Annotated in this window: 18 protein-coding genes; 12 read left to right on the top strand and 6 right to left on the bottom strand. The window is 39.2% G+C overall.

Annotated features, from left to right (window positions below):
- Positions 1–346: 346 nt before the first annotated feature.
- On the bottom strand, positions 347–652 hold the full coding sequence (locus SanaruYs_RS19565) for a HesB/IscA family protein (RefSeq protein ID WP_127124305.1): 306 nt from the start codon (positions 650–652) through the stop codon (positions 347–349).
- 59 nt (positions 653–711) lie between these two features.
- Between SanaruYs_RS19565 and SanaruYs_RS19560 the strand changes: the two genes are divergently transcribed.
- The 6 genes from SanaruYs_RS19560 to SanaruYs_RS19535 all read left to right on the top strand — a co-directional run bounded on the left by SanaruYs_RS19560 (position 712) and on the right by SanaruYs_RS19535 (position 4710).
- Complete coding sequence (locus tag SanaruYs_RS19560; RefSeq protein WP_127124304.1) at positions 712–1233, top strand: DUF7935 family protein; 522 nt, start codon at positions 712–714, stop codon at positions 1231–1233.
- A 12-nt stretch (positions 1234–1245) separates the two neighbouring features.
- Positions 1246–1890, top strand: coding sequence for a Rossmann-fold NAD(P)-binding domain-containing protein (locus SanaruYs_RS19555; protein ID WP_127124303.1), 645 nt, complete (start codon positions 1246–1248; stop codon positions 1888–1890).
- Complete coding sequence (locus SanaruYs_RS19550; protein WP_127124302.1) at positions 1887–3146, top strand: carboxypeptidase-like regulatory domain-containing protein; 1260 nt, start codon at positions 1887–1889, stop codon at positions 3144–3146. The genes SanaruYs_RS19555 and SanaruYs_RS19550 overlap by 4 nt, the downstream gene beginning before the upstream one ends.
- Positions 3143–3595 carry a D-aminoacyl-tRNA deacylase gene (dtd, locus tag SanaruYs_RS19545; RefSeq protein ID WP_127124301.1) on the top strand — a complete coding sequence of 151 codons (453 nt, stop codon included), beginning with the start codon at positions 3143–3145 and terminating at the stop codon, positions 3593–3595. The genes SanaruYs_RS19550 and dtd overlap by 4 nt, the downstream gene beginning before the upstream one ends.
- Entirely contained in the window at positions 3595–4284 is a 690-nt protein-coding gene (locus SanaruYs_RS19540; RefSeq protein WP_218022484.1) for a M15 family metallopeptidase, read from the top strand. Before dtd ends, SanaruYs_RS19540 begins: the two co-directional genes overlap by 1 nt.
- A gap of 99 nt (positions 4285–4383) precedes the next feature.
- Complete coding sequence (locus SanaruYs_RS19535; RefSeq protein ID WP_218022487.1) at positions 4384–4710, top strand: nucleotide pyrophosphohydrolase; 327 nt, start codon at positions 4384–4386, stop codon at positions 4708–4710.
- A gap of 34 nt (positions 4711–4744) precedes the next feature.
- On the opposite strand, the gene SanaruYs_RS19530 is transcribed toward SanaruYs_RS19535, so the two are convergent.
- From SanaruYs_RS19530 to SanaruYs_RS19510, 5 genes are all read right to left on the bottom strand, one after another.
- On the bottom strand, positions 4745–6595 hold the full coding sequence (locus tag SanaruYs_RS19530; protein WP_127124299.1) for an alpha-amylase family glycosyl hydrolase: 1851 nt from the start codon (positions 6593–6595) through the stop codon (positions 4745–4747).
- A gap of 148 nt (positions 6596–6743) precedes the next feature.
- On the bottom strand, positions 6744–7457 hold the full coding sequence (locus SanaruYs_RS19525) for a 2-phosphosulfolactate phosphatase (protein ID WP_306307944.1): 714 nt from the start codon (positions 7455–7457) through the stop codon (positions 6744–6746).
- 11 nt (positions 7458–7468) lie between these two features.
- Positions 7469–7876: a GxxExxY protein gene (locus SanaruYs_RS19520; protein WP_127124298.1), complete on the bottom strand. Its 408-nt coding sequence runs from the start codon at positions 7874–7876 to the stop codon at positions 7469–7471.
- A 44-nt stretch (positions 7877–7920) separates the two neighbouring features.
- Complete coding sequence (gene gcvT, locus SanaruYs_RS19515; RefSeq protein WP_174842782.1) at positions 7921–9009, bottom strand: glycine cleavage system aminomethyltransferase GcvT; 1089 nt, start codon at positions 9007–9009, stop codon at positions 7921–7923.
- 83 nt (positions 9010–9092) lie between these two features.
- Positions 9093–9524, bottom strand: a complete 432-nt coding sequence (locus SanaruYs_RS19510) for a hypothetical protein (protein ID WP_127124297.1) — start codon at positions 9522–9524, stop codon at positions 9093–9095.
- 370 nt (positions 9525–9894) lie between these two features.
- Here SanaruYs_RS19510 and SanaruYs_RS19505 point away from each other — a divergent pair, with 370 nt between their 5' ends.
- The 6 genes from SanaruYs_RS19505 (at position 9895) to SanaruYs_RS19480 (ending at position 20281) form a co-directional block, all read left to right on the top strand.
- Complete coding sequence (locus SanaruYs_RS19505; protein ID WP_127124296.1) at positions 9895–10737, top strand: prephenate dehydratase; 843 nt, start codon at positions 9895–9897, stop codon at positions 10735–10737.
- 4 nt (positions 10738–10741) lie between these two features.
- Positions 10742–11938: a pyridoxal phosphate-dependent aminotransferase gene (locus SanaruYs_RS19500; protein WP_127124295.1), complete on the top strand. Its 1197-nt coding sequence runs from the start codon at positions 10742–10744 to the stop codon at positions 11936–11938.
- Positions 11935–12828 (top strand): prephenate dehydrogenase, encoded by an 894-nt coding sequence (locus SanaruYs_RS19495; protein ID WP_127124294.1) that lies wholly within the window; start codon positions 11935–11937, stop codon positions 12826–12828. Before SanaruYs_RS19500 ends, SanaruYs_RS19495 begins: the two co-directional genes overlap by 4 nt.
- A 13-nt stretch (positions 12829–12841) precedes the next feature.
- Positions 12842–13981, top strand: a complete 1140-nt coding sequence (locus SanaruYs_RS19490; RefSeq protein ID WP_127124293.1) for a chorismate mutase — start codon at positions 12842–12844, stop codon at positions 13979–13981.
- A 241-nt stretch (positions 13982–14222) separates the two neighbouring features.
- Positions 14223–18209 carry a CHAT domain-containing tetratricopeptide repeat protein gene (locus SanaruYs_RS19485; protein WP_127124292.1) on the top strand — a complete coding sequence of 1329 codons (3987 nt, stop codon included), beginning with the start codon at positions 14223–14225 and terminating at the stop codon, positions 18207–18209.
- Positions 18210–18217: 8 nt separating this feature from the next.
- Positions 18218–20281: an OmpA family protein gene (locus tag SanaruYs_RS19480; protein WP_127124291.1), complete on the top strand. Its 2064-nt coding sequence runs from the start codon at positions 18218–18220 to the stop codon at positions 20279–20281.
- The last annotated feature ends 3 nt before the right edge of the window (positions 20282–20284 follow it).

Below are 20284 nucleotides of genomic sequence, written 5' to 3'. Positions count from 1 at the left end.
AAGTCGTTGCCTATTTTTAACACAAGAATCCTGATTACGTAAGTGATCAGGATTTTTTGTTTTTAGGCCCATCTGAATAAAGAGAATACAGAATATTGAAGGTAGTAGAAAGAAGACAGTATATAGGAGCTGCACCGGTTATTTAAGAAACAAGATTGTTTAATTAAACACGCAACTTCCGGCCAGGGATCCCGATGTGTCGGGATAAATTAGGTGGAAAGCCCGAAGTGCGCAAGGTCTTGTGCAGTGGGCGGACTTGAAACGGACAGCCCGGTGACTGCCGATAAACTCATTTTGCTAGCTACTCTAATTGCATTAAGACAGGCAGGACGCCAAAATAATATAATCAGGATGTTGGTTGTTCGATGAACGAGAAGCCACGGCCTTGCTCTGTCTCTACAAAATCAACTTGTTTGCCAATGAGATACATGGTGTGCTTTTTATCGATATATACAGGGATGTCGTTGATGATAAATTGTGAGTCGCTTTCTTTCTTTTTGTCGAAGCCGACCATGAGTGATACCCCGCAGCCACCACCCCGTACCCCTACACGCAAACCATATTCTGCAGGTATACCCTTTGTGGCCATGATTTTCTTAATTTCAATGGCTGCTTTGGTGGTTATGCTTATTGGCTGAAAGTTGTTGAACATGGTACGCGGTAAGCAGTTTAATTCCTAACTTGAAACGTAAATTAAGATTAAATAATTCTATGGACGCACTTGTTGAGCTTATAAAAATTATTGTTCCCGCTTCTATCGTTTTGTACGCAGCTTATTTGCTGGTGAGATCATTTATAGCAAGGGAGATAGATTTGAAGAAACTTGAAATACGCTCAAGAAGTATTGAGACAACTTTGCCCTTACGATTACAAGCATATGAACGAATGGCATTATTTTTAGAAAGAATAAGTCCTAATAATTTGTTACTTAGACTGGCTGTGCCGGGATTGCCTGCAAAAGAATTTCAACAGATTTTGTTGAATGAAATTCGTGATGAGTATAATCACAACGTATCGCAACAGATTTTTATGTCGGAAGTGGTGTGGGATTTGGTGCGTAACGCAAAAGAGGATCTGATTATGACCATCAATGATGCAATAACGGATGTGCCTTCAGAAGGAACCACCATTGATTTGTCGAAGCGAATTATGGAAAGGGCTATGAGTAAATCGGTAGATCCGATAGCCCTTGCAATATCGGAATTGAAGAAGGAAATTCAGCAGGCTTTTTAACATTAGGTCAGCATGAGAACAGCACTTTTAGTCGGAGCAAGTGGTTTAGTAGGAGGGGAGTTGTTGGACTTGCTTTTGTCGGACTCGGTATATGGAAAAGTAGTTGTGCTAACGCGTAAACCGCTTTCGATTGATAATGCTAAGTATCAAAATCATGTTGTTGATTTCGACAGGTTAACGGAATATTATAACGACATTGTTGCGCAAGATATTTTTTGTTGTTTGGGGACCACGATGCGTGTTGCAGGATCGAAGGATGCTTTTAAAAAAGTGGACTACACTTATCCATTAGAAATAGCTAGGTTAGCCAAGGCAGCAGGAGCGGAACAATATTTGTTGGTGTCTGCACTGGGAGCAAATGAAAAGTCATCTATTTTTTACAATAAAGTTAAGGGCGAAATTGAGCACGCAATTGAGACGCTAAATTATCAATCATTTAAGGTGTTCAGGCCATCGCTATTATTAGGTAGCAGGAGTGAGCAGAGAAATGGAGAGGATGCTGCTAAGATTTTCTACAAGGTTTTTGGTTTTATTATTCCGGCTAAGTACAAAGCCATTGAAGCGCGTAGTGTAGCAATGGCTATGTTGACAGCAGCTAAGTTGAATAAGCCAGGGATGATTGTTTATGAGTCTGATGCCATGCGTAAAATGGAATGAGATTGCAAGCGGCAATATTGATATTTTTTTGTTCGGCCTGTCTTTACGGACAAGCACAAGTTAACAGTATTGCAGGGGTGGTCAGGGATTCTCTTTCTCACGAACCTCTTCCTTATGTAAATGTATTCTTTGCTAATACTTCGATAGGTACGAGCACTGATAGTAAGGGTGAATTTATTCTTTCAGGATTTCCTTCAGGTAAATACGATCTTACCATTTCATTTGTCGGTTATAAAACGCAGCAGTATTCATTTGATTTTAGTGAATCAACTTTTAAACTAGAGGTGGCACTGGCGCAAGAGTTAGTTCAGCTATCTGAAATATTAGTAAAAGCAGACACAGCCCAATGGAAGCAGAATTTTTTGACTTTCAAAGAAAATTTTATTGGAACTACTGCTAACGCTGCTAAAGTCGCTATACTTAACAGCAGGGATCTTCACCTGTTTTTCGATTCTGGAGATAAGGTTTTAGTGGCACATGCAAAGAAAGAGCTTGTGGTGGAAAATAAAGCATTAGGATATCTGGTAAACTACCAGTTAATTGATTTTACACTCGATTACAAGTATAGTCGAATGCAATATTTGGGTATTCCTCGTTTTGAAGAACTGAGACCTAAAAATAATCTACAATTAAAAAAATGGGAGAATGAAAGAAGAAAAGCATATGAAGGATCGTTTGCTCACCTTGTTCGGTTAATTTATCAACAGGAATTAGAAAACAGTAAGTTTCAATTGTTTGAACTTCATGAGATAGCGAATCCTGAAAGACTACCACAACAATTTCTTGATGAAAGAATTAGGTATTGGCGAACTGCGAATTTGCAGAATAATGCTGGGAAAGAGAAGGTAGTTAGACGTGTAGGTGATAATAATGTTGCTGTAAATGGATCAGGTTTAAGTGACAGTCTCTCATATTATTTGAGAATGCGTTCATTGCCTGAGAAAATTGATAGTATAGGAAGAGCTATTAAAACGGCAGCTGATTTACTAAGGCCAGGTAGTACAAACATTATTCAGTTTAAGGGAAGATTGAAAGTATTGTATAAAGAAAGAGAAGATGTACTGTACGTTCTTGATAAAAGAAGAGCACCGCAGCGATTTCAAGAATCAACTGTTCACTTTATGGGTAGTGAGTTGAAGATATATCCGAATGGGTATTACGAAGATGTTCGCACTGTTTTTATGGGGGGATATTTGGGGTGGTCCGAGAAAATAGCCGAAATGCTACCTACCGATTATAAATATGTTGAAAAATGATAGCTGTTATTCAGCGTGTTAGTCGCGCATCAGTAACTATCGGGGGCACTAAGCATTCAGAAATAGGCATGGGGCTTTTGGTATTGGTAGGTGTTGAAGATGCCGATACAGAAGAAGATATTAGTTGGCTTGCTGCAAAGATTGTGGCTATGCGTATTTTTAATGATGCTGAGGGTGTGATGAATTTGAGTGTAAAGGATGTAACTGGTGATGTCATTGTTGTAAGTCAGTTTACTTTGCATGCAAGTACAAAAAAAGGAAACAGGCCATCATACATCAAAGCCGCTAAGCCACCTGTAGCAGTGCCGTTATATGAGAATTTTGTATCTGCTGTTGAAAATGAATTAGGAAAAAAAATTGGGACTGGTATTTTTGGTGCTGATATGAAGGTGGATTTATTAAATGATGGACCAGTTACTATTGTTATAGATACAAAAAATAAGGTTTGATGATTTTGGTAAGAAAAATATTATACGGAACCACGTTGATGCTATTGATAGTATCAACAGGCTGGAGTCAGCGTTATAAGTATGGTCTTAATCCAACAATGCTGGCGGACTATCAAAAAAGTATTGCGAAGAATTCTGCGAATGAATTGATTGATCTTGCCTCTTTTGTTCCCGGAATTATGCTGGATATTCGTTATGCCACGGCTAATAATTTTACGAAGGAGATTATTTACAAACAGACAAAAGCTTATGCGCGCAAACCTGTTGCTGAGGCTCTGAAAAAGGCACAAGAGAGTTTTGCTGCTTATGGAGTAGGTATTAAAGTTTTTGATGCGTACAGGCCTTATTCAGCTACAGTTAAATTTTATGAAGTATATAAAGACACAACTTATGTAGCTTCACCTTACAAGGGATCAAGACATAATCGTGGCTGTGCCATTGATATGACACTTGTTGATTTGAAGACTGGTAAGAATTTGAAAATGCCTACTGAGTATGATTCGTTTAAGAAGGAGGCTTGGCCATCGACAATTGTTAAGGATGCTGAAGTAAAAAAGAATCGTGATTTGATTATTAGTGTAATGGCTAAGCATGGCTTTAAGGTAAACTCATCGGAGTGGTGGCATTTTGATTTTATAGGTTGGCAAAAGTTTGATGTGTTGGATATCGATTTTGAGGAGTTGGAGTAGACATAAGTAGTGAGACTTAAGACATTAGACGTAAGTAATAGAAGGGCGGAATAGTGTTGAAGATTATTTAATTAATAAGGGCTAATAGGTATGAATGATATCACGATAAAAGAGGCTCAGGAACAAGTAGACGCATGGATAAAAACCTATGGTGTTCGTTATTTCAATGAGCTTACTAATATGGCTATTCTAACAGAAGAGGTAGGTGAGTTGGCGCGAATAATTGCCAGGCGATATGGGGAGCAGTCTGAAAAGGAATCGGACAAGGATAAAGACCTTGGTGATGAGATGGCCGATGTGCTATGGGTTTTAATGTGTTTAGCGAATCAGACTGGTGTTGATTTAACAACAGCGCTTAAAAAAAATATTGAAAAGAAAACGCAGCGGGATAAAGACAGACACACCAACAATCAAAAACTACGATGATGGATGCAGCTTTTAATTTATCTCTATTTCGATCTTAATTATTTCTTTTTAAAACCATTCCGCTTAATGCATCCATCGTGATTTTATCTGATTGTACAAGTTGATTGGTGAGTAAATCTGTGTATGTACCTGGTTTAAGAATACTGAGCTCATGCGCTGTGTTATCGGTATTCAGGAGCACAAAAATCTCTTCTGTGTCAGTGAAACGTTTGTAGACGAGCGTCTTACCCTCGGCCAAGAGAAATTCAATTTCTCCTGCGGTGAGTACGGAGTTATTCTTTCTTAGCGAAATTAGTTTTTTATAAAAATCAAAATGCTCTTGGTTGAATTGAACGCTATCTTTTTCATCTGAGCTATCTGGCTGGAAATTATTTCTGCGCTCTGGCTTAAATGTAAATTCTTTCCACATTAGAGGTTTTCTCGGGTGGGGATCATCGCCACCCCACATACCCATTTCTTCTCCGTTCCAAATGTGGGGCGCACCAATAGATGTGTAAGCGTGAATCAGGTATAGCCTCAATCGCGCATAAGTCTCCTTATCGGGTTTTCCTGTTTTGTAATTTGGATCATCGTGCGGAGAGGCACGGAACTTATATTTATTTCCATTATAGAAATCGGATAATAAGCGTGGCGCATCATGACTTGAGGCTACGTTCATCATCGCATATAGATTGGGCTTGTTCAATCTATTCCATTGAAACTCGAGACTGTCTTTAAATTGTTTGGCATCTATTGGATAGTCAGTTTTAGCAAAGAAGTAACGCGCAGGACGATAAACCTGGTAGAACATCACCGCATCAAAAACATCACCTTGGGTGTAAGGGGCAGGATCCATTAATTGATCTGGCCATTTTTGAAACCATATCTCACCAACCAAATAGGCATTTGGCTGAATAACTCTGACAAGTTTTCTATAATCTCGCCAGAATCCTAAACCCACGTGGTCTGCAACGTCCAAACGGAATCCATCAATGCCTTTGCTTGTATCGCCATCAGGGGAAAGCCAGCGTTTTGTTACTGCCAGGATGTGATCTTTTGCACCCTGATTGATGTTGCCTTCATAGGGATTTCCAATTATTCGCTCTGTAGTTATGTTTACTTTTTTGATCTCAGGCAATGAGCTAATATTTAACCAACCTTCGTATTTAAATTCGTTTTCAGGTGTTGCGGGATTATCAAAAGCGGTGATGTTATACCAATCTTTAAACTGAGATTTTTCCTGATTTTTCACAACGTCCTGCCATGCCCAGAAAGTAGTACCGGTATGATTCCACGAATAATCCATGACTACTCTGATATTGCGTTTGTGTGCTTCTTCAACAATTTGCAGAAAAAGTTTATCGGCTGCTGTCCATTGCCACGTAGCAGGATCATTAGGATTTTCTTTTGCAATAACGGCTTTGTCTCCTTCGGGATCTGGGCCAAAGTTTACATCAATGTGATGGTAATTTCGTGCATCGTATTTATGTAAAGATGAAGCATCATTCAGAGGATTAAAGAAGATGGCATTGATGCCCAGTTCTTGCAAATAATCTAGCTTTACTAATACGCCTTGTAAATCTCCACCATATCTTCTGTACTGAAGTTGTTCGTTGAAATTTTTACCGGGCTGTTTTGCCCAATCCTCCTGCGCATACCAGTCACTAGTCCAATCGCTGGTACGCCAACCTTCGGGTGGATAACTATTGAGATAGGGTGTGGCCATATCCACTGGTTTTTGATCATTGGTAGTGTCTCCATTATGAAAACGTTCAGCAAAAATCTGATACCAGACCGCATCTTTCGCCCAGGCTGGAGGCTGCGTAAAAGAGTCAGGCTCGGCAGGTGAACAAGATTTCAGTGTGACAAAAAGGAAAGACACGAATAAGTATTTTGATAATCGCATAGCAAAGTATTCAGAAGTGGATGATCTGATCAAGATTCTATAAAACTATATTCAAGAACCTGAATATAGGTATTTCTATGATTTCATTAACGACATAGTAATTAATCGCTAAACAGACTGATCAATACCGAATACTTTTATGGGAGATTTAACGCTGAAAAGGCTTTAGTAGTCCGTTTTGTAATATGGGAAGTACATTGTATTGATCAGGCGTAAGGCAGAAGGCAATATCCTTGTGTATGTTAAGCCTTGCCAGTCGCTTCACATGACTCGAGTTTTGCAAAAAGCCGACCATGTCATGTTTGGCCTGATTGTAAAGATGTTGTGCCATTAACGGAGTATCACAATCGGGTTCTATATTGTCTTTTAATAGTTCAACAAGCGCACCTGCAAAAAGTGTATCCTCCAGGTTTACTTTTCCTTTCCAGCCAGCACAAACAACTAAGACATTGTTTTCACTCCCACGTAAATAATTGGCAACAGTAGAGAGATTTAGAAATGAGCCGATAATGATTTCCTTAGCACCATCCGCTTTCGCAATGGCTTGTGTGCCATTTGTGGTGGTGAAGGCTATATTTTGTCCCTTAAGATTTTCATCCATGTATTCAAAGGGAGAATTACCTAAGTCAACACCTTCTACTTTTTTTCCATCGCGTTCACATGCTGTAAAATAGCCATGTGACTTCATTGCCAGACAATCATCCAGTTTGGCGAAAGGCTTAATGGTATTGATGCCATGGGCAAAAGCCGTAGTCATGCAAGAGGTGGCGCGTAAAATATCGACTACAACAACCGTTTTATCGCTTACTGTATAAAGATGCATGAGATCCGGACTCAGGCAAACGTCAATTGTCTTTATCATGATTTTTATGATTAATCTGATTTTACTGATGGAGTGAATTTCTTGTTATGCAATCTGTGGAATTCAAGGCTAGGTTTGCCAAAGTTGATAAGTAGGCCGACTTTCAAGTTGTAGGCCTCCAAGTAATTTAATGCTTGGTTCAGGTGAACTGGCTCAAGGTTAGTAACTGCTTTTAACTCAACACTTATTATATTTTCAACAAGGAAATCTACTCTTCTCGTTCCAATATGCTTTTGTTTATAGTGGACTTGCATTTCAAATTCTTGGGCAAATCCAATTTGCTGCATTTCAAAGTCATTTGCTAAAGCGCGTTGATAAAGTACTTCTTGAAACCCATTACCAAGTTCCTTATGTACCTCCATAGCACATCCAATGATCTTCCCTGTCAAATCAGAGTATTTATACTCGGACTTAATCATTATTCGTAAATCATGAAAATCACACCAGTCAAATAAATCAAAGTTTAGACAAGAGGAAGTTTTTGCACCTGTGCTTTTAACGCCTTTCCACGTACTTCTATAAATATATCTGTTCCCGGACTTGCGTTTTCTGTTGTTACATAACCCAAACCAATACCAATGCTTAGCATCGGTGATTGTGTACCAGAAGTAACTTTTCCTATAATATTTCCAGCAGCATCTTTAATGGGATAATCGTGGCGTGGAATACCCTTATCTATCATTTTAAAGCCAACCAGTTTACGTTTTACACCAGCTTCTTTTTGTTGCTTAATGGCGGCTGAGTTTGTAAAGTCTTTGGTGAATTTAGTAATCCAGCCAAGGCCTGCTTCAATAGGTGATGTCGTATCATCGATATCATTTCCGTACAAGCAGAAGCCCATTTCGAGACGTAGGGTATCTCTCGCACCAAGTCCAATGGGTTTGATATTGAATTCTGCACCGGCTTCAAATATTTTTTTCCAGATTAATTCTGCTGAGGATTTATGCACATACACTTCAAAGCCACCTGCACCTGTATAGCCTGTGTTGGATAGAATAACATCTTTTACGCCCGCTAATTCACCAATAGTAAAGTGATAGTATTTAATGGTACTTAAATCGGTGCTTGTTAATTTTTGTAGTGTAGCCACTCCTTTAGGACCTTGCACAGCAAATAGGCAGATGTCATCCGAGATGTTTTTCATCTCAGCGCCTTTTGTATTGAATTTACTTATCCAATTCCAGTCTTTATCAATATTGGAAGCGTTAACTACCAGTAGGTAATCGTTGTCTTTTATTTTATAAACGATCAAGTCATCGATGATGCCTCCTGTTTCGTTAGGAAGACAAGAATATTGCGCCTGACCATCAATAAGCTTTGAGGCATCATTGCTGGTTACACGCTGAATGAGATCCAATGCATTTGGGCCTTTTAGAGTGAACTCCCCCATGTGAGAGACATCAAAGACACCCACACTATTGCGTACAGCCATGTGTTCTTCAATATCAGAAGAATAACGCACAGGCATGTTGTAGCCCGCAAAAGGCACCATTTTGCCACCAAGTTGAGTGTGTAAATCGTTAAGGGGTATATTCTTAATTTCCATAGTCATTTAATAAGGTTGCAAAGGTAATGCAAACGAATGCAAACAAAAACAGCCCGAAAGGGCTGTTAAGTTATCATCGATTAATATTACTAATTTTTTTCAGCGGGCATTACTTCAAGAATATTCTCTTTAACTTTTTTTACCGTTTCTAACTGGTCTTCAAGGTATTCTTTTACAACTACGTCACCCAAACTGTCAGCTGGCGGGTTAAATTCTCTCATCCAAACCATCATACTTTTGCTGGCGGCTTCAATTTTACTGATCTTATCCTCCAATTCCTTACGCTTTTCTTCAGTAATGTTTGGCGTGTCCGCAATCTGCTTTTTTAACGCTTCTTTCGTTTTATAGAGGTCGTTCATTTTGGGCATTACCTCATCATGAATTTTCATTACCTCATCATAAAGTGCACCGTTTGCATCTGAGGAAACTTCAGTTTCATGATGATCATGTTCTGCCTTGTTATTACAACCCTGGTTTACAATTAAAACAGAGACTGCGAAGAAAAAAAACAAGTGTTTCATATGTCTATAGTTTTTGTTTAAGGTCTTATGGAATGGCTTACATGATGATTCAAAGTGCAAAGAATTGAAGTAGCCATTTCATATCGTTTTTCTTGTAAAGGTAAGGCTGCGGGCGGGGTATCGCAATTGATTTTAGTCAGACTAACGCTTATTAGTTAAAATATTTTTCAATGAGTGTTTGGAATTATTAATCGGATGGCGCTTATTGCGTGCATACTTATGAAAAACAATCGATTTTACTTTTATTACTTTTTTTATCGCTCCTCTTCGGGACTGATAGGGTAATATTTGTATAATCTTAAAGATACAATTAACAACTCAGGAAAAGTCCCGGCAAAACCGGGACTTTTTGTTTTTATATGATTTTGAGATGAAGCGAATTAAAGAAATAAGCGTTGCGATACAGGGAATTGCCACCTGCTTTCATGAGGTGGCTGCGCATACCTATTTTGGTAAAGGTATTAAGACAGTTGAGTGTCTATCCTTTCATGCCTTATGTGAAAGCTTGAAAAAGGAGGAGACGGATTTTGCTGTGATGGCCATTGAGAATTCGATCGCTGGCAGCATACTACCCAACTACTTTCTGCTCCAGGAATATCACTTTAGCATAGTGGGGGAGTTGTACGTGCCTATCCACATGCATTTGTTGGCATTACCAGGTGTTGAATTAACTGATCTGACATTGATTGAGTCGCACCCGATGGCGATCAGGCAATGCTCGGAATTCCTTCATAGCTTAAACAATGTAACAATTGTAGAGAGTGAAGATACAGCCTTATCCGCCAGACATGTAATGGAACTGCAACGCAAAAATGTTGCTGCCATTGCCAATGAATTTGCAGCTAAAAAATTTGGGCTTCAGATTTTGAAACGCAGAATAGAAACGCATAAGAAAAACTTCACGAGATTTCTCGTGCTTACACGCAAACAGCCAGTAGCAGAGTTGGGTAATAAGGCTTCACTTTATTTTGAGGTTTCTCATTCAATAGGAAGTTTGGCAGATATCTTAACAAATTTTAAAAAGAATCAACTCAACCTTACAAAGATACAATCGATTCCAATTATAGGCCGGCCACAAGAGTATTTATTTCATGTTGATGTGGAATGGAGAGACAGAAGTGGATTTGAAAAGAGTATCAAGCAGGTATCGAAACATGTGGGGAACCTGAATGTGTTGGGAGAGTACAAAAAAGGGAAGATTGAAATTAATTAATCATATGATTGCAAGCGCTAAACGAATTGAACAAGTTGAGGAGTACTATTTCAGCAAAAAACTCGCAGAAGTAAGAAGTTTGGATTCTGTGAATTTCCCGATTATCAATTTAGGTATTGGTAGTCCGGATATGCCTCCTGCACCAGCAGTGATTGCAGCCTTAACAAAGGCTGCGGAGAATGCTTCAAACCATGGTTATCAAAATTACAAGGGTGCGCCTGTTTTACGGCAGGCTATAGCTGCTTTTCACGAGCGTATGTATGGTGTTACCTTAAATGCAGAGACAGAGATATTGCCACTGATGGGTTCGAAGGAAGGAATAATGCATGTGAGTATGGCTTTTGTAAATGAGGGAGATGAAATATTGATCCCTAACCCCGGATACCCCACATATTCTTCAGTTTCAAAATTGGTTGGAGCAAAATTGGTAAGCTATGATTTAGATGAAGCCAATGACTGGCGAATCGATATCGGAACACTACGTCAGCGCGATTTATCTAAAGTAAAACTAATGTGGCTTAACTACCCACACATGCCTACCGGTACCAGGGCCATGCGTGAAGATATTATTGAGTTGGTCGCCTTAGCAAAGGAGAAAAATTTCTTATTGATAAATGATAACCCATACAGCTTAATACTGAATGATGAGCCCTTTAGCATTTTGTCTATGCCGGGTGCAGAAGAAGTTGTACTGGAGTTGAACTCAATTAGTAAATCGCATAATATGGCCGGTTGGCGCATAGGCTGGGTAGCAGGTAAACAAACTTATATCGATGCTGTACTTCGTGTTAAAAGCAATATGGACTCTGGCATGTTTTTGCCACTGCAATTAGCCGCTGCTGAAGCGCTACGCCTGGGAGATGATTGGTTTAAACAACTCAATGCAACCTACGCGAAACGTAAAGTGCTTGCAGAACAAATATTAAAGCAGCTTGGATGTGCATTCTCTTCAAATCAATCAGGATTGTTTGTTTGGGCAAAAGTGCCTAACACAGTTCATGGGGTAGAGGCATTTGTAGACAAGATACTTTATGAAGCCAAAGTATTTATTACACCTGGATTTATTTTTGGATCGAACGGTGAACGCTTCATTAGAATATCACTTTGTGCTACAGAGGAAAAATTGAAAGAAGCATTGACTAGGATTCAGCTTTTTCAGCAAGATAAATCAGTTGAGAAAGTTTTAACGGCAGTTATATGAGGACTACAATTATAGGGTTAGGATTAATAGGAGGATCTATTGCGATTGATCTTCGCAAAGCAGGAGTTGCATCGATGCTTTGCGGAGTAGATGCCAACCAAGCAAATGCTAACGAAGCATTGCGATTAAATTTGGTTGATAGGATAGGTCACCTGGAAGGAATGTTAGTGGACACCGATGTAGTGATACTGGCTATACCGGTGAATGTACTTACGCGATTGCTGCCTCGTGTATTAGATTTAATTTCAGATAAAACTATTGTAATTGATGCGGGATCAACTAAAGGAAGTATTTGCAAAGCAGTACAATCTCACAGCAGACGAAATCAGTTTGTAGCTGCCCATCCCATTGCTGGTACTGAAAACTCTGGACCTTCAGCAGCTTTCTCAGGCTTGTTTGAGGGTAAGACTAATATTATTTGCGAAGGGAATAAGTCTTCTGAGCAGGCCATGAATAAAGCCATGCAGGTATTTGATGCTTTAGGCATGAATACAATTTTTATGGAAGCAGATGAACATGATAAACATGTGGCTTATGTATCACACCTTTCGCACGTAAGCGCTTTTTTGTTAGGACACACAGTGCTGGACATTGAAAAGGACGAAAAGAATATTGCCATGCTGGCAGGTAGTGGTTTTGCCTCTACTGTTCGCTTGGCAAAGAGTTCTCCTGATATGTGGGCACCCATCTTTGAACAAAACATGGAATATTTAAGTCAGGCTTTGCAGGAATATATTATTCACTTGCAACGCTTTCAATATCATTTACTGAAAAGAGATTCAGTACAATTGCATAAAACCATGACTGAGGCAAATAACATCAGAAGAATTTTAGAAGGAATAGAAACAAAGAGCACAACTGTTAAACCAAAAAATACAATAACTGCTTAATCAGTATATTACTATGAAAAAGGAACTTCAACTCGAATCAATTAAGAAATGGTTGCCAGCACTAAGAAAAACATCAGAAGTCACTCAAAGCAATCATCCGATAATTATTTCAGGCCCTTGTAGTGCAGAAACAGAGAGCCAAACCATTACTACATGTAAACAACTGGCAGCTACTGGTAAAGTACATGCCTTGCGTGCAGGTATATGGAAGCCACGCACAAGGCCGGGGCAATTTGAAGGTGTTGGTGATATAGGCCTTGAATGGATGGTGAATGCCAGAAAAGAAACAGGTTTGCCCATAACAACAGAAGTGGCCACCGCAGCTCACGTGGAAGCCAGTTTGAAAGCGGGTGTTGATATACTTTGGATTGGTGCAAGAACTACAGTGAATCCTTTTTCAGTTCAGGAGATTGCCGACTCATTGAAAGGAGTAGATATTCCAGTGATGGTTAAAAATCCTGTTAACCCTGATTTGGAACTTTGGATTGGCGCAGTAGAGCGATTGAGCAAAGCGGGTATTACAAAAATGGCGGCTATTCATCGTGGGTTTTCATCTTTTGAAAAAGGTCCTTTTAGAAATGCACCTATGTGGGAGTTAGCCATCGATCTTAAAACCAGAATACCAGAGTTAGACATTATCTGCGATCCTAGTCATATTACCGGAGCCCGTGATTTGATTTCATTTGTATCGCAAAAGGCACTTGATTTAGATATGGTTGGCTTAATGATTGAGAGCCATATTACCCCTGACGCGGCCTGGAGTGATGCAAAACAACAAGTAACACCAACAGCATTAAGTAAAATACTGGATGCCTTGATTGTTAGAACAGCCTCTTCAGATAGTAAGTCGTTTAAAGATACATTGGTAGCCTTGCGTGAACAGATAGATCAACTTGACGATGACATCATGCACAAACTGTCTGCTCGTATGAAAATCTCTGAAAAAATTGGTCAATACAAGAAAGAGAACGGTGTGACTATTCTACAAGTAAATCGTTGGGAAGAAATTATCAATACCCGTGTAGCCATGGGCTTAGCGATGGGCATTAGTGAAGATTTTTCCAAAGAATTTTTGAAACTGGTACATCAGGAGTCAATCCAGATTCAGACTAACGTCATGAATGATGCACTTGATAAACATGCCAATGTTTAATATTCTTTTATGTAAGCGAGTGATTTATCGACTTTGAGCGTTGATTGTTCAGATTTAGCCACATACTAAAATACGTATCATAAGTTATTGACATTTTGCAAGGTATTTCATGCGTGTAGATAGCTGTAGTTAGCCTTTTGTTGACTATTTTTGATTACCTCTCCTTATAATGCTGCCGAATACCTATAATAAGGTATTTTAGTTTGACAGCGTTGTTAGCAATTTTGCAAATTATCTACTTATGCGTTGTTGGCTATTACTTATTTTTTGTTTTTCTATCAATACAACTCAGGCGCAGGACTGGAGAGACTTGTTCGCATCTGCTCAAGAGGCTTATGAAGCAGGGAACAGTGAAAAAGCAATTAAAATCGGAACAGATTGCTTAACGGCTTATAGAAATGAGGACGGTGCTACCTCAGAAAATTTTGCATCTATTTTAAGGTTGTTAGGTAATGCAAACTTCTCTATCGGAGAGTATGCAGACGGTCTTGTTTATATTCAGCAAGAACTTGTAATACGGGAATCGAAGCAAGACATTGATTACGCCAATGCATTAGACAATGCGGCACAATTTCAGAATGCATTGGGTGAGTATGGAAAAGCGACTGAGCTTTTACAAAAAGCCAGAGGCATACTTGAGCTTTTTCACAGAGCTGACGATACCCCACTATTACTGAACCAACTGGCCATTGCGTCAACACTTTACTTGTCGGGCAACAGTATGCCTGCCTACGAAACTTTTAAAACGGCCTTTTCTCAAGTAACCAATAAATCGATAAAGGCAGATGAGTTGTTAGTAAGCTTTTATTATTTTGGACTGGCAAGTCTTGAAAATAATTTTCTTAAAGATGCAGCTACATGTTTCAGTTGGCTCAAGGAATATTATGAGCTTAACAATGATATTGAAAATATTAATTACCACGAAGCACTCTACAATCTCGGTGACATTCGGTTAAGCCAATTACAATTAGCAGAAGCAGAGACGTTATTGGCAACTTCACAGAAGTTTTTCGAGTCAACGGCACAAACAGGTGAAGAGCTATACACAAAAATCATTAATGCAAGAGCCTTGTGTTTGCAGAAATTGGGAAGGCCAACAGAGGCAACAGCACTATTTGATATTTTAGAAAAAAGTGGTGGTGGACTCTCTTCCTCAATTGCGCTCTCGAATAAAGCAGCCATTGCACAACAAACGGGTAGGCTTGCAGAAGCTGAAAAATTGTACCGTGATGCCTTAAAGGCTTTTGCCCGTAGTACTGAAACAGAGTTACTCGCCTATGCAGAAACAGCACAAAACCTTTCTGTGTTACTTACAGAATTAGGAAGGTATGATGAGGCCATAGTTTTACTGGATGATGCCTTGGCATCGATGAAACAAGCAGGTAAAGAGAGCGGTACAAAAATTTCTTCCTTGTTTGCGAAAAAAGGTTTGGCTCTACTTAAAGCCGGCAAATACAAAGAGGCATTAAACAATTATTCTCAGGCAGTTGCACAATCTGGAAGACAATCAGACGAATGGATTATTGCCAGTAACGGTATTGCAGTTATTTATCAACAAACAGGAGATTTTACTAAGGCTGATTCAGTGGTGCAGGAGATTTTTGCTTCCTATGATCAGGGTATAAAAGAAGACATGATTTTTGCATCTGTCTTGAATAACTATGCTGCGCTAAAACAAGTAGAGGGGCAGTTGCTAACTTCCAGAGATCTTCTGCAACAGGCAGCTGTAATAACCAGAAAAAATGCTGGAGCGTTAAACTTATCATATGCTACAGCACTTGAAAATCTGGCTTATGTAAATCTTCAAATGGGTGATTTACGATCCGCAAAATTGGCCATAGATTCAGTGTTGATTATTTCCAATGCTATTCTGGGAGATAAGTCAGAAGAATATGCATCAGCACTGATTAATTTAGGCAGGTATTATCAATATGCAGGTGAATTCTCAAATGCAGAACCTCAATTTAAAAAGGCGATAGCGATTTTAGAACAGTCCAGTACAGGTACGCAGTCTGAGAAGATAAGGGCCACCAACGGACTGGCTACCTTCTACCTTACCATGGGTAATTATGATGAAGCCGAGCCTTTATATATTAAGTCTCGAAAACTTATTGAATCGCAGTTCAGAGGAGATCATCCGGAGTACTCAACCACACTTCAAAACCTTGCAACCCTCTATCAGTTGCAGGATAAGTTTGCAGAAGCAGAATTATTGCTGAAACAATCGCTTGAAATAGATAAAAAAACATTTGGAGAACAACATCCCCAATATGCGATTAGTTTACAGAATCTGGCAACGGTTTATCAAAAGCAAGGACAGTTTGATAAAGCACGACCCTTACTGGAGGAAGTATTAAAGATAACAGAAGCGTCAGTAGGAAAAGATCACCCCTCATACTCGATTACACTGAGTAACCTTGCTTCTTTATATCAAGACACAAATCAGCCGGAAAAAGCAGAAACAGCCTGGCGAGAAAGTGTTGCTATAAGAAAAAGAGTGTTAGGAGAAGATCATCCTGACTATGCCCGATCGCTTTATGGTTTAGCTACCATCGCTTTTGCAAAGGGTGAATATGCTGAAGCTAAAACATTGTATGAAAATGTAGTGGCAAAATATCTGGAACAAATTCGGGAGAATTTTCCATCGATGAGCGAAAAAGAGAAGGGAGCCTTCTATGCCAAAATCAAACCTGTTTTTGACACTTATCAGGATTTCTGTGTTCAATACTATTCACGCAATAGACAAAATCCAGGAGCAGCAATGGTTCTTAAAGAATTGTACGATATTCAGCTGGCTACAAAAGCTATTTTGTTAAATGCAACCAATAAAGTAAGGTCGCGAATTTTAACCAGCGGAGATGCTGCTCTGGTTTTATCTTTTGAAGAATGGATTAAGATAAAAGAAGAGGTGGTTAGGTATTACACACTTTCTGAAGAGGAGAGGAAATCTCAGAATATTGACATTGCTGCTCTGCAACAAAAAGCAAATGATCTTGAAAAAGTTCTTTCATCGAAATCAGAATTATTCAAATCGCAGTTTGACCAGGCCGTTATTAAAACAGAACAGGTAGCATCAGCTTTACAAGCTGATGAAGCTGCCGTTGAAATCATCAGACTAAAACGCAAGTTTGAAAGAGATTCAATTTACTACATAGGTTTGGTGCTAAAGCCAAATGAGGTCATACCATCGCTCGTTGTGTGGTCATATGGTGTTAAATTAGAAACAAGACTTTATCGATATCATAGAAACACCATCAAATTCAAAATAGCGGATACACTTTCTTACAAACATTTTTGGCAGCCATTAGAAAACGAATTGCAAGGTGCAAGACATGTATACATCAGTAGTGATGGTATTTTTAATAAGATTAACCTGAACACATTACAAAATGTAAAAACAGCATCTTGGGTGTTAGACAATTATTCTATTGGTCTGGTAAGCAACACAAGTGAAGTATTTACTCAGCAGCTTAGTCAGCCGAGCAATTCAAAAGGAGCTTTTCTATTTGGGGCGGTAGACTTTAATAATGGGGGCGTTGTTGCCAGCGGCACTACACGTTCGCTTGCCCGCACCTATGGTTTTACAGATAATGAAATTCCTAACCTACCCGCTACTGAAAAAGAAGTTGATGAGATTAATACACTATTAGCTAAGCAGCAATGGGAGGCCAGAAGCTTTAAAGTAAAAGAGGCCAGTGAAGAAAATCTCAAGGGACTTGATAATCCCAAACTCATACACATTGCTACGCACGGATATTTCATGAGCGACATTGACATGGACGACAGAGAAAGTGATGAAGTCACATTTTTTAATAATCCGTTACTTAGATCAGGTATTTTAATGGCGGGCGCAGCGCAACGCAGGCAGTCAGTAAGTATAGAAAGCGGAGAAGATGGCGCTTTGTCAGCGTATGAAGCCATGAATTTGTATTTAGACAATACAGATCTGGTGGTGCTTTCTGCTTGCGAAACCGGTTTAGGAGAAGTAAGAAATGGCGAGGGGGTTTATGGTTTGCAGCGATCATTTCTGGTTGCCGGTTCCAAAGCAGTAATGATGAGCTTATGGCAAGTAGATGACCAAGCAACGCAGGAGCTAATGGTAAAGTTTTATACACTGTGGCTGAATACAGGCAATCAACAAGAAGCTTTCAGGCAGGCGCAGATTGCCATGAAAGCAAAATTTAATGACCCTTATTTTTGGGGAGCATTTATCATGATCGGTAAGTAAGTGAATGTATGAATAAACGGATACTTTTGATTTTATTTTTCCAGGTAGTGTCCAGCTACTTGTTTGCACAAAACACTAATCCACCAGCAACAGCTCCGGTAGACTCCTCTTTAGTTTATGCCAATACCAAGAAGCCTGCCATCAGTCAACCGACTGTGCGCGAGTTTGCGCCCTCCATTACGGCTGACGGTAAGAAGATATTTTTTGAGGCAAATGTGCAGGGGAGTAAATATCGTCTTTACGAATCGTATCGTTTACCTGATGGAACATGGGGTGGTGCTGTTGATGTAAAAGATATTAACTCCAAAGTTGATTCAACAGATTTGATTGGTGGCCCCAGCATCAGTTTTGATGGTAACGTTTTATACTTTTTCAGATCAGTAGGCTTTACAGGAAATCACGATATCTTCTATTCTGTTCGTCAAAAAGAGGGATGGACAGAGCCGGTTACGATTGGGCTACCCATTAATACAGAAGGTTACGAAGCCTTTCCTTCCATCAGTGCAGATGGTTCAACTATTTATTTTGTAAGGGAGAACAAAACAGGGCCCACAAGTAAAGAGTTGCGTAGGCAGAATGATATGTTCTGTACTTCCATTTTTCGCTCAACTAAAAATGCAGATGGTACTTGGGGCAAACCAGAGCGTTTACCTTCCCCAATAAATCAGGATTGTGAAAAGGCACCACGTATTATGGCTGATGGGAAAACTCTCATCTTTTCTTCAAACCGACCTGGAGGTAAAGGTGACTTTGATTTATACCAATCACAGTTAACTAACCTGGGCACATGGAGTATGCCTGTGCCGCTCAATTTTGTGAATACCGAACAAAGCGATCAGCTTCCATGCATTTCTGCTCAAGGCGATAAAATGTTTTATACTTATAGTGATCAGGATATTTACTCGGTAAATATTCCATTTCAGCTTAGGCAATTCATGAACAATATTGTTCAGGGAAGTGTATTGGATATGGATAGCAAAGCCGGTATTGGCGTTGATATTGTGATTACCGATGCACTTACATCAGAAGTGGTGTCCACGCTGAAGAACAATGAAGAAGATGGCCGATATACAATAGTACTACCGGTAGGCAGAAGCTTTAATATTGAGTTTAAGAAAAATGGTTATTCGAGCTACCTTCATTCACTTGATCTTAGAGCAGAAAAAAAGTATAAAGAAATAAGTCTTGATATTGAGCTTTTTAAAAGTGTGAAACTGGCGCTTCATGTTAATGATAAAGAGATATTTGAACCCATTGGTGCAGAGATCAAGATTAGGCGTAAAGGAGAAACTAGTTTTTTAAGTGACACATATAATGATTCTAAAAGCGGAATTTTGAATGCAGAGCTTCCCATAGGTTATTCTTATGAATTAATTATTTCATCCAAAGATTTCAAAGGAGCCATTCTTGATTTTGATACCAAAGGATTGGTTATCTACAGAAACTTTGAAAAGTATATTGAGCTAATTCCAGAAAAGAAAGAAGTGCAGATTAATGTGGCAGACATTTCCAATAACTCAAAAGTAAAATCTAAGGTAATCCTACGGAATAAAAACCGTGATGAGGTGATTGAGGTTTCAGGAAATCAAATGGTTTCACTGCGTGCTGGTGACCGTTACGAGGTTGAAGTTACTAGTGATGCTGGCTATGCTTTTGAATCTGGTACTTTAGATATGGCCGTTGGTGGAGCAAAAGGACTTGAATTTAAGTTGCAGAAACTGGAGGCGGAAGCAAAGCTGACTTTAAAAGATATTAATTTTGAATCGAATTCAGCGCAACTTTCTGACGTATCCTATACTGAGTTGAATCGCGTAGTAAAACTCCTCAATGAAAATCCTACGCTTAGGGTGGAGGTATCAGCGCATACAGATGACGTTGGTTCTGATGTTTATAACCTTGTGTTATCAAAAAAGAGAGCGCAAAGTGTAGCAGACTATTTGTTGCAAAATAAAATTGCTCCTGACCGCTACACCAATCAGGGTTATGGTGAAAAGTTGCCCAAAGTGCCGAATAACTCTGATGAGAATAAAGCCATGAATAGACGTGTTGAGTTAAAGATTATTAGCATTTAAAAA

It is taken from the genome of Chryseotalea sanaruensis, from assembly GCF_003990915.1.
Classification (GTDB): domain Bacteria; phylum Bacteroidota; class Bacteroidia; order Cytophagales; family Cyclobacteriaceae; genus Chryseotalea; species Chryseotalea sanaruensis.
The sequence above is the reverse complement of the archived record's forward strand: the minus strand, read 5'-3'. Positions and strand labels throughout refer to the sequence as shown.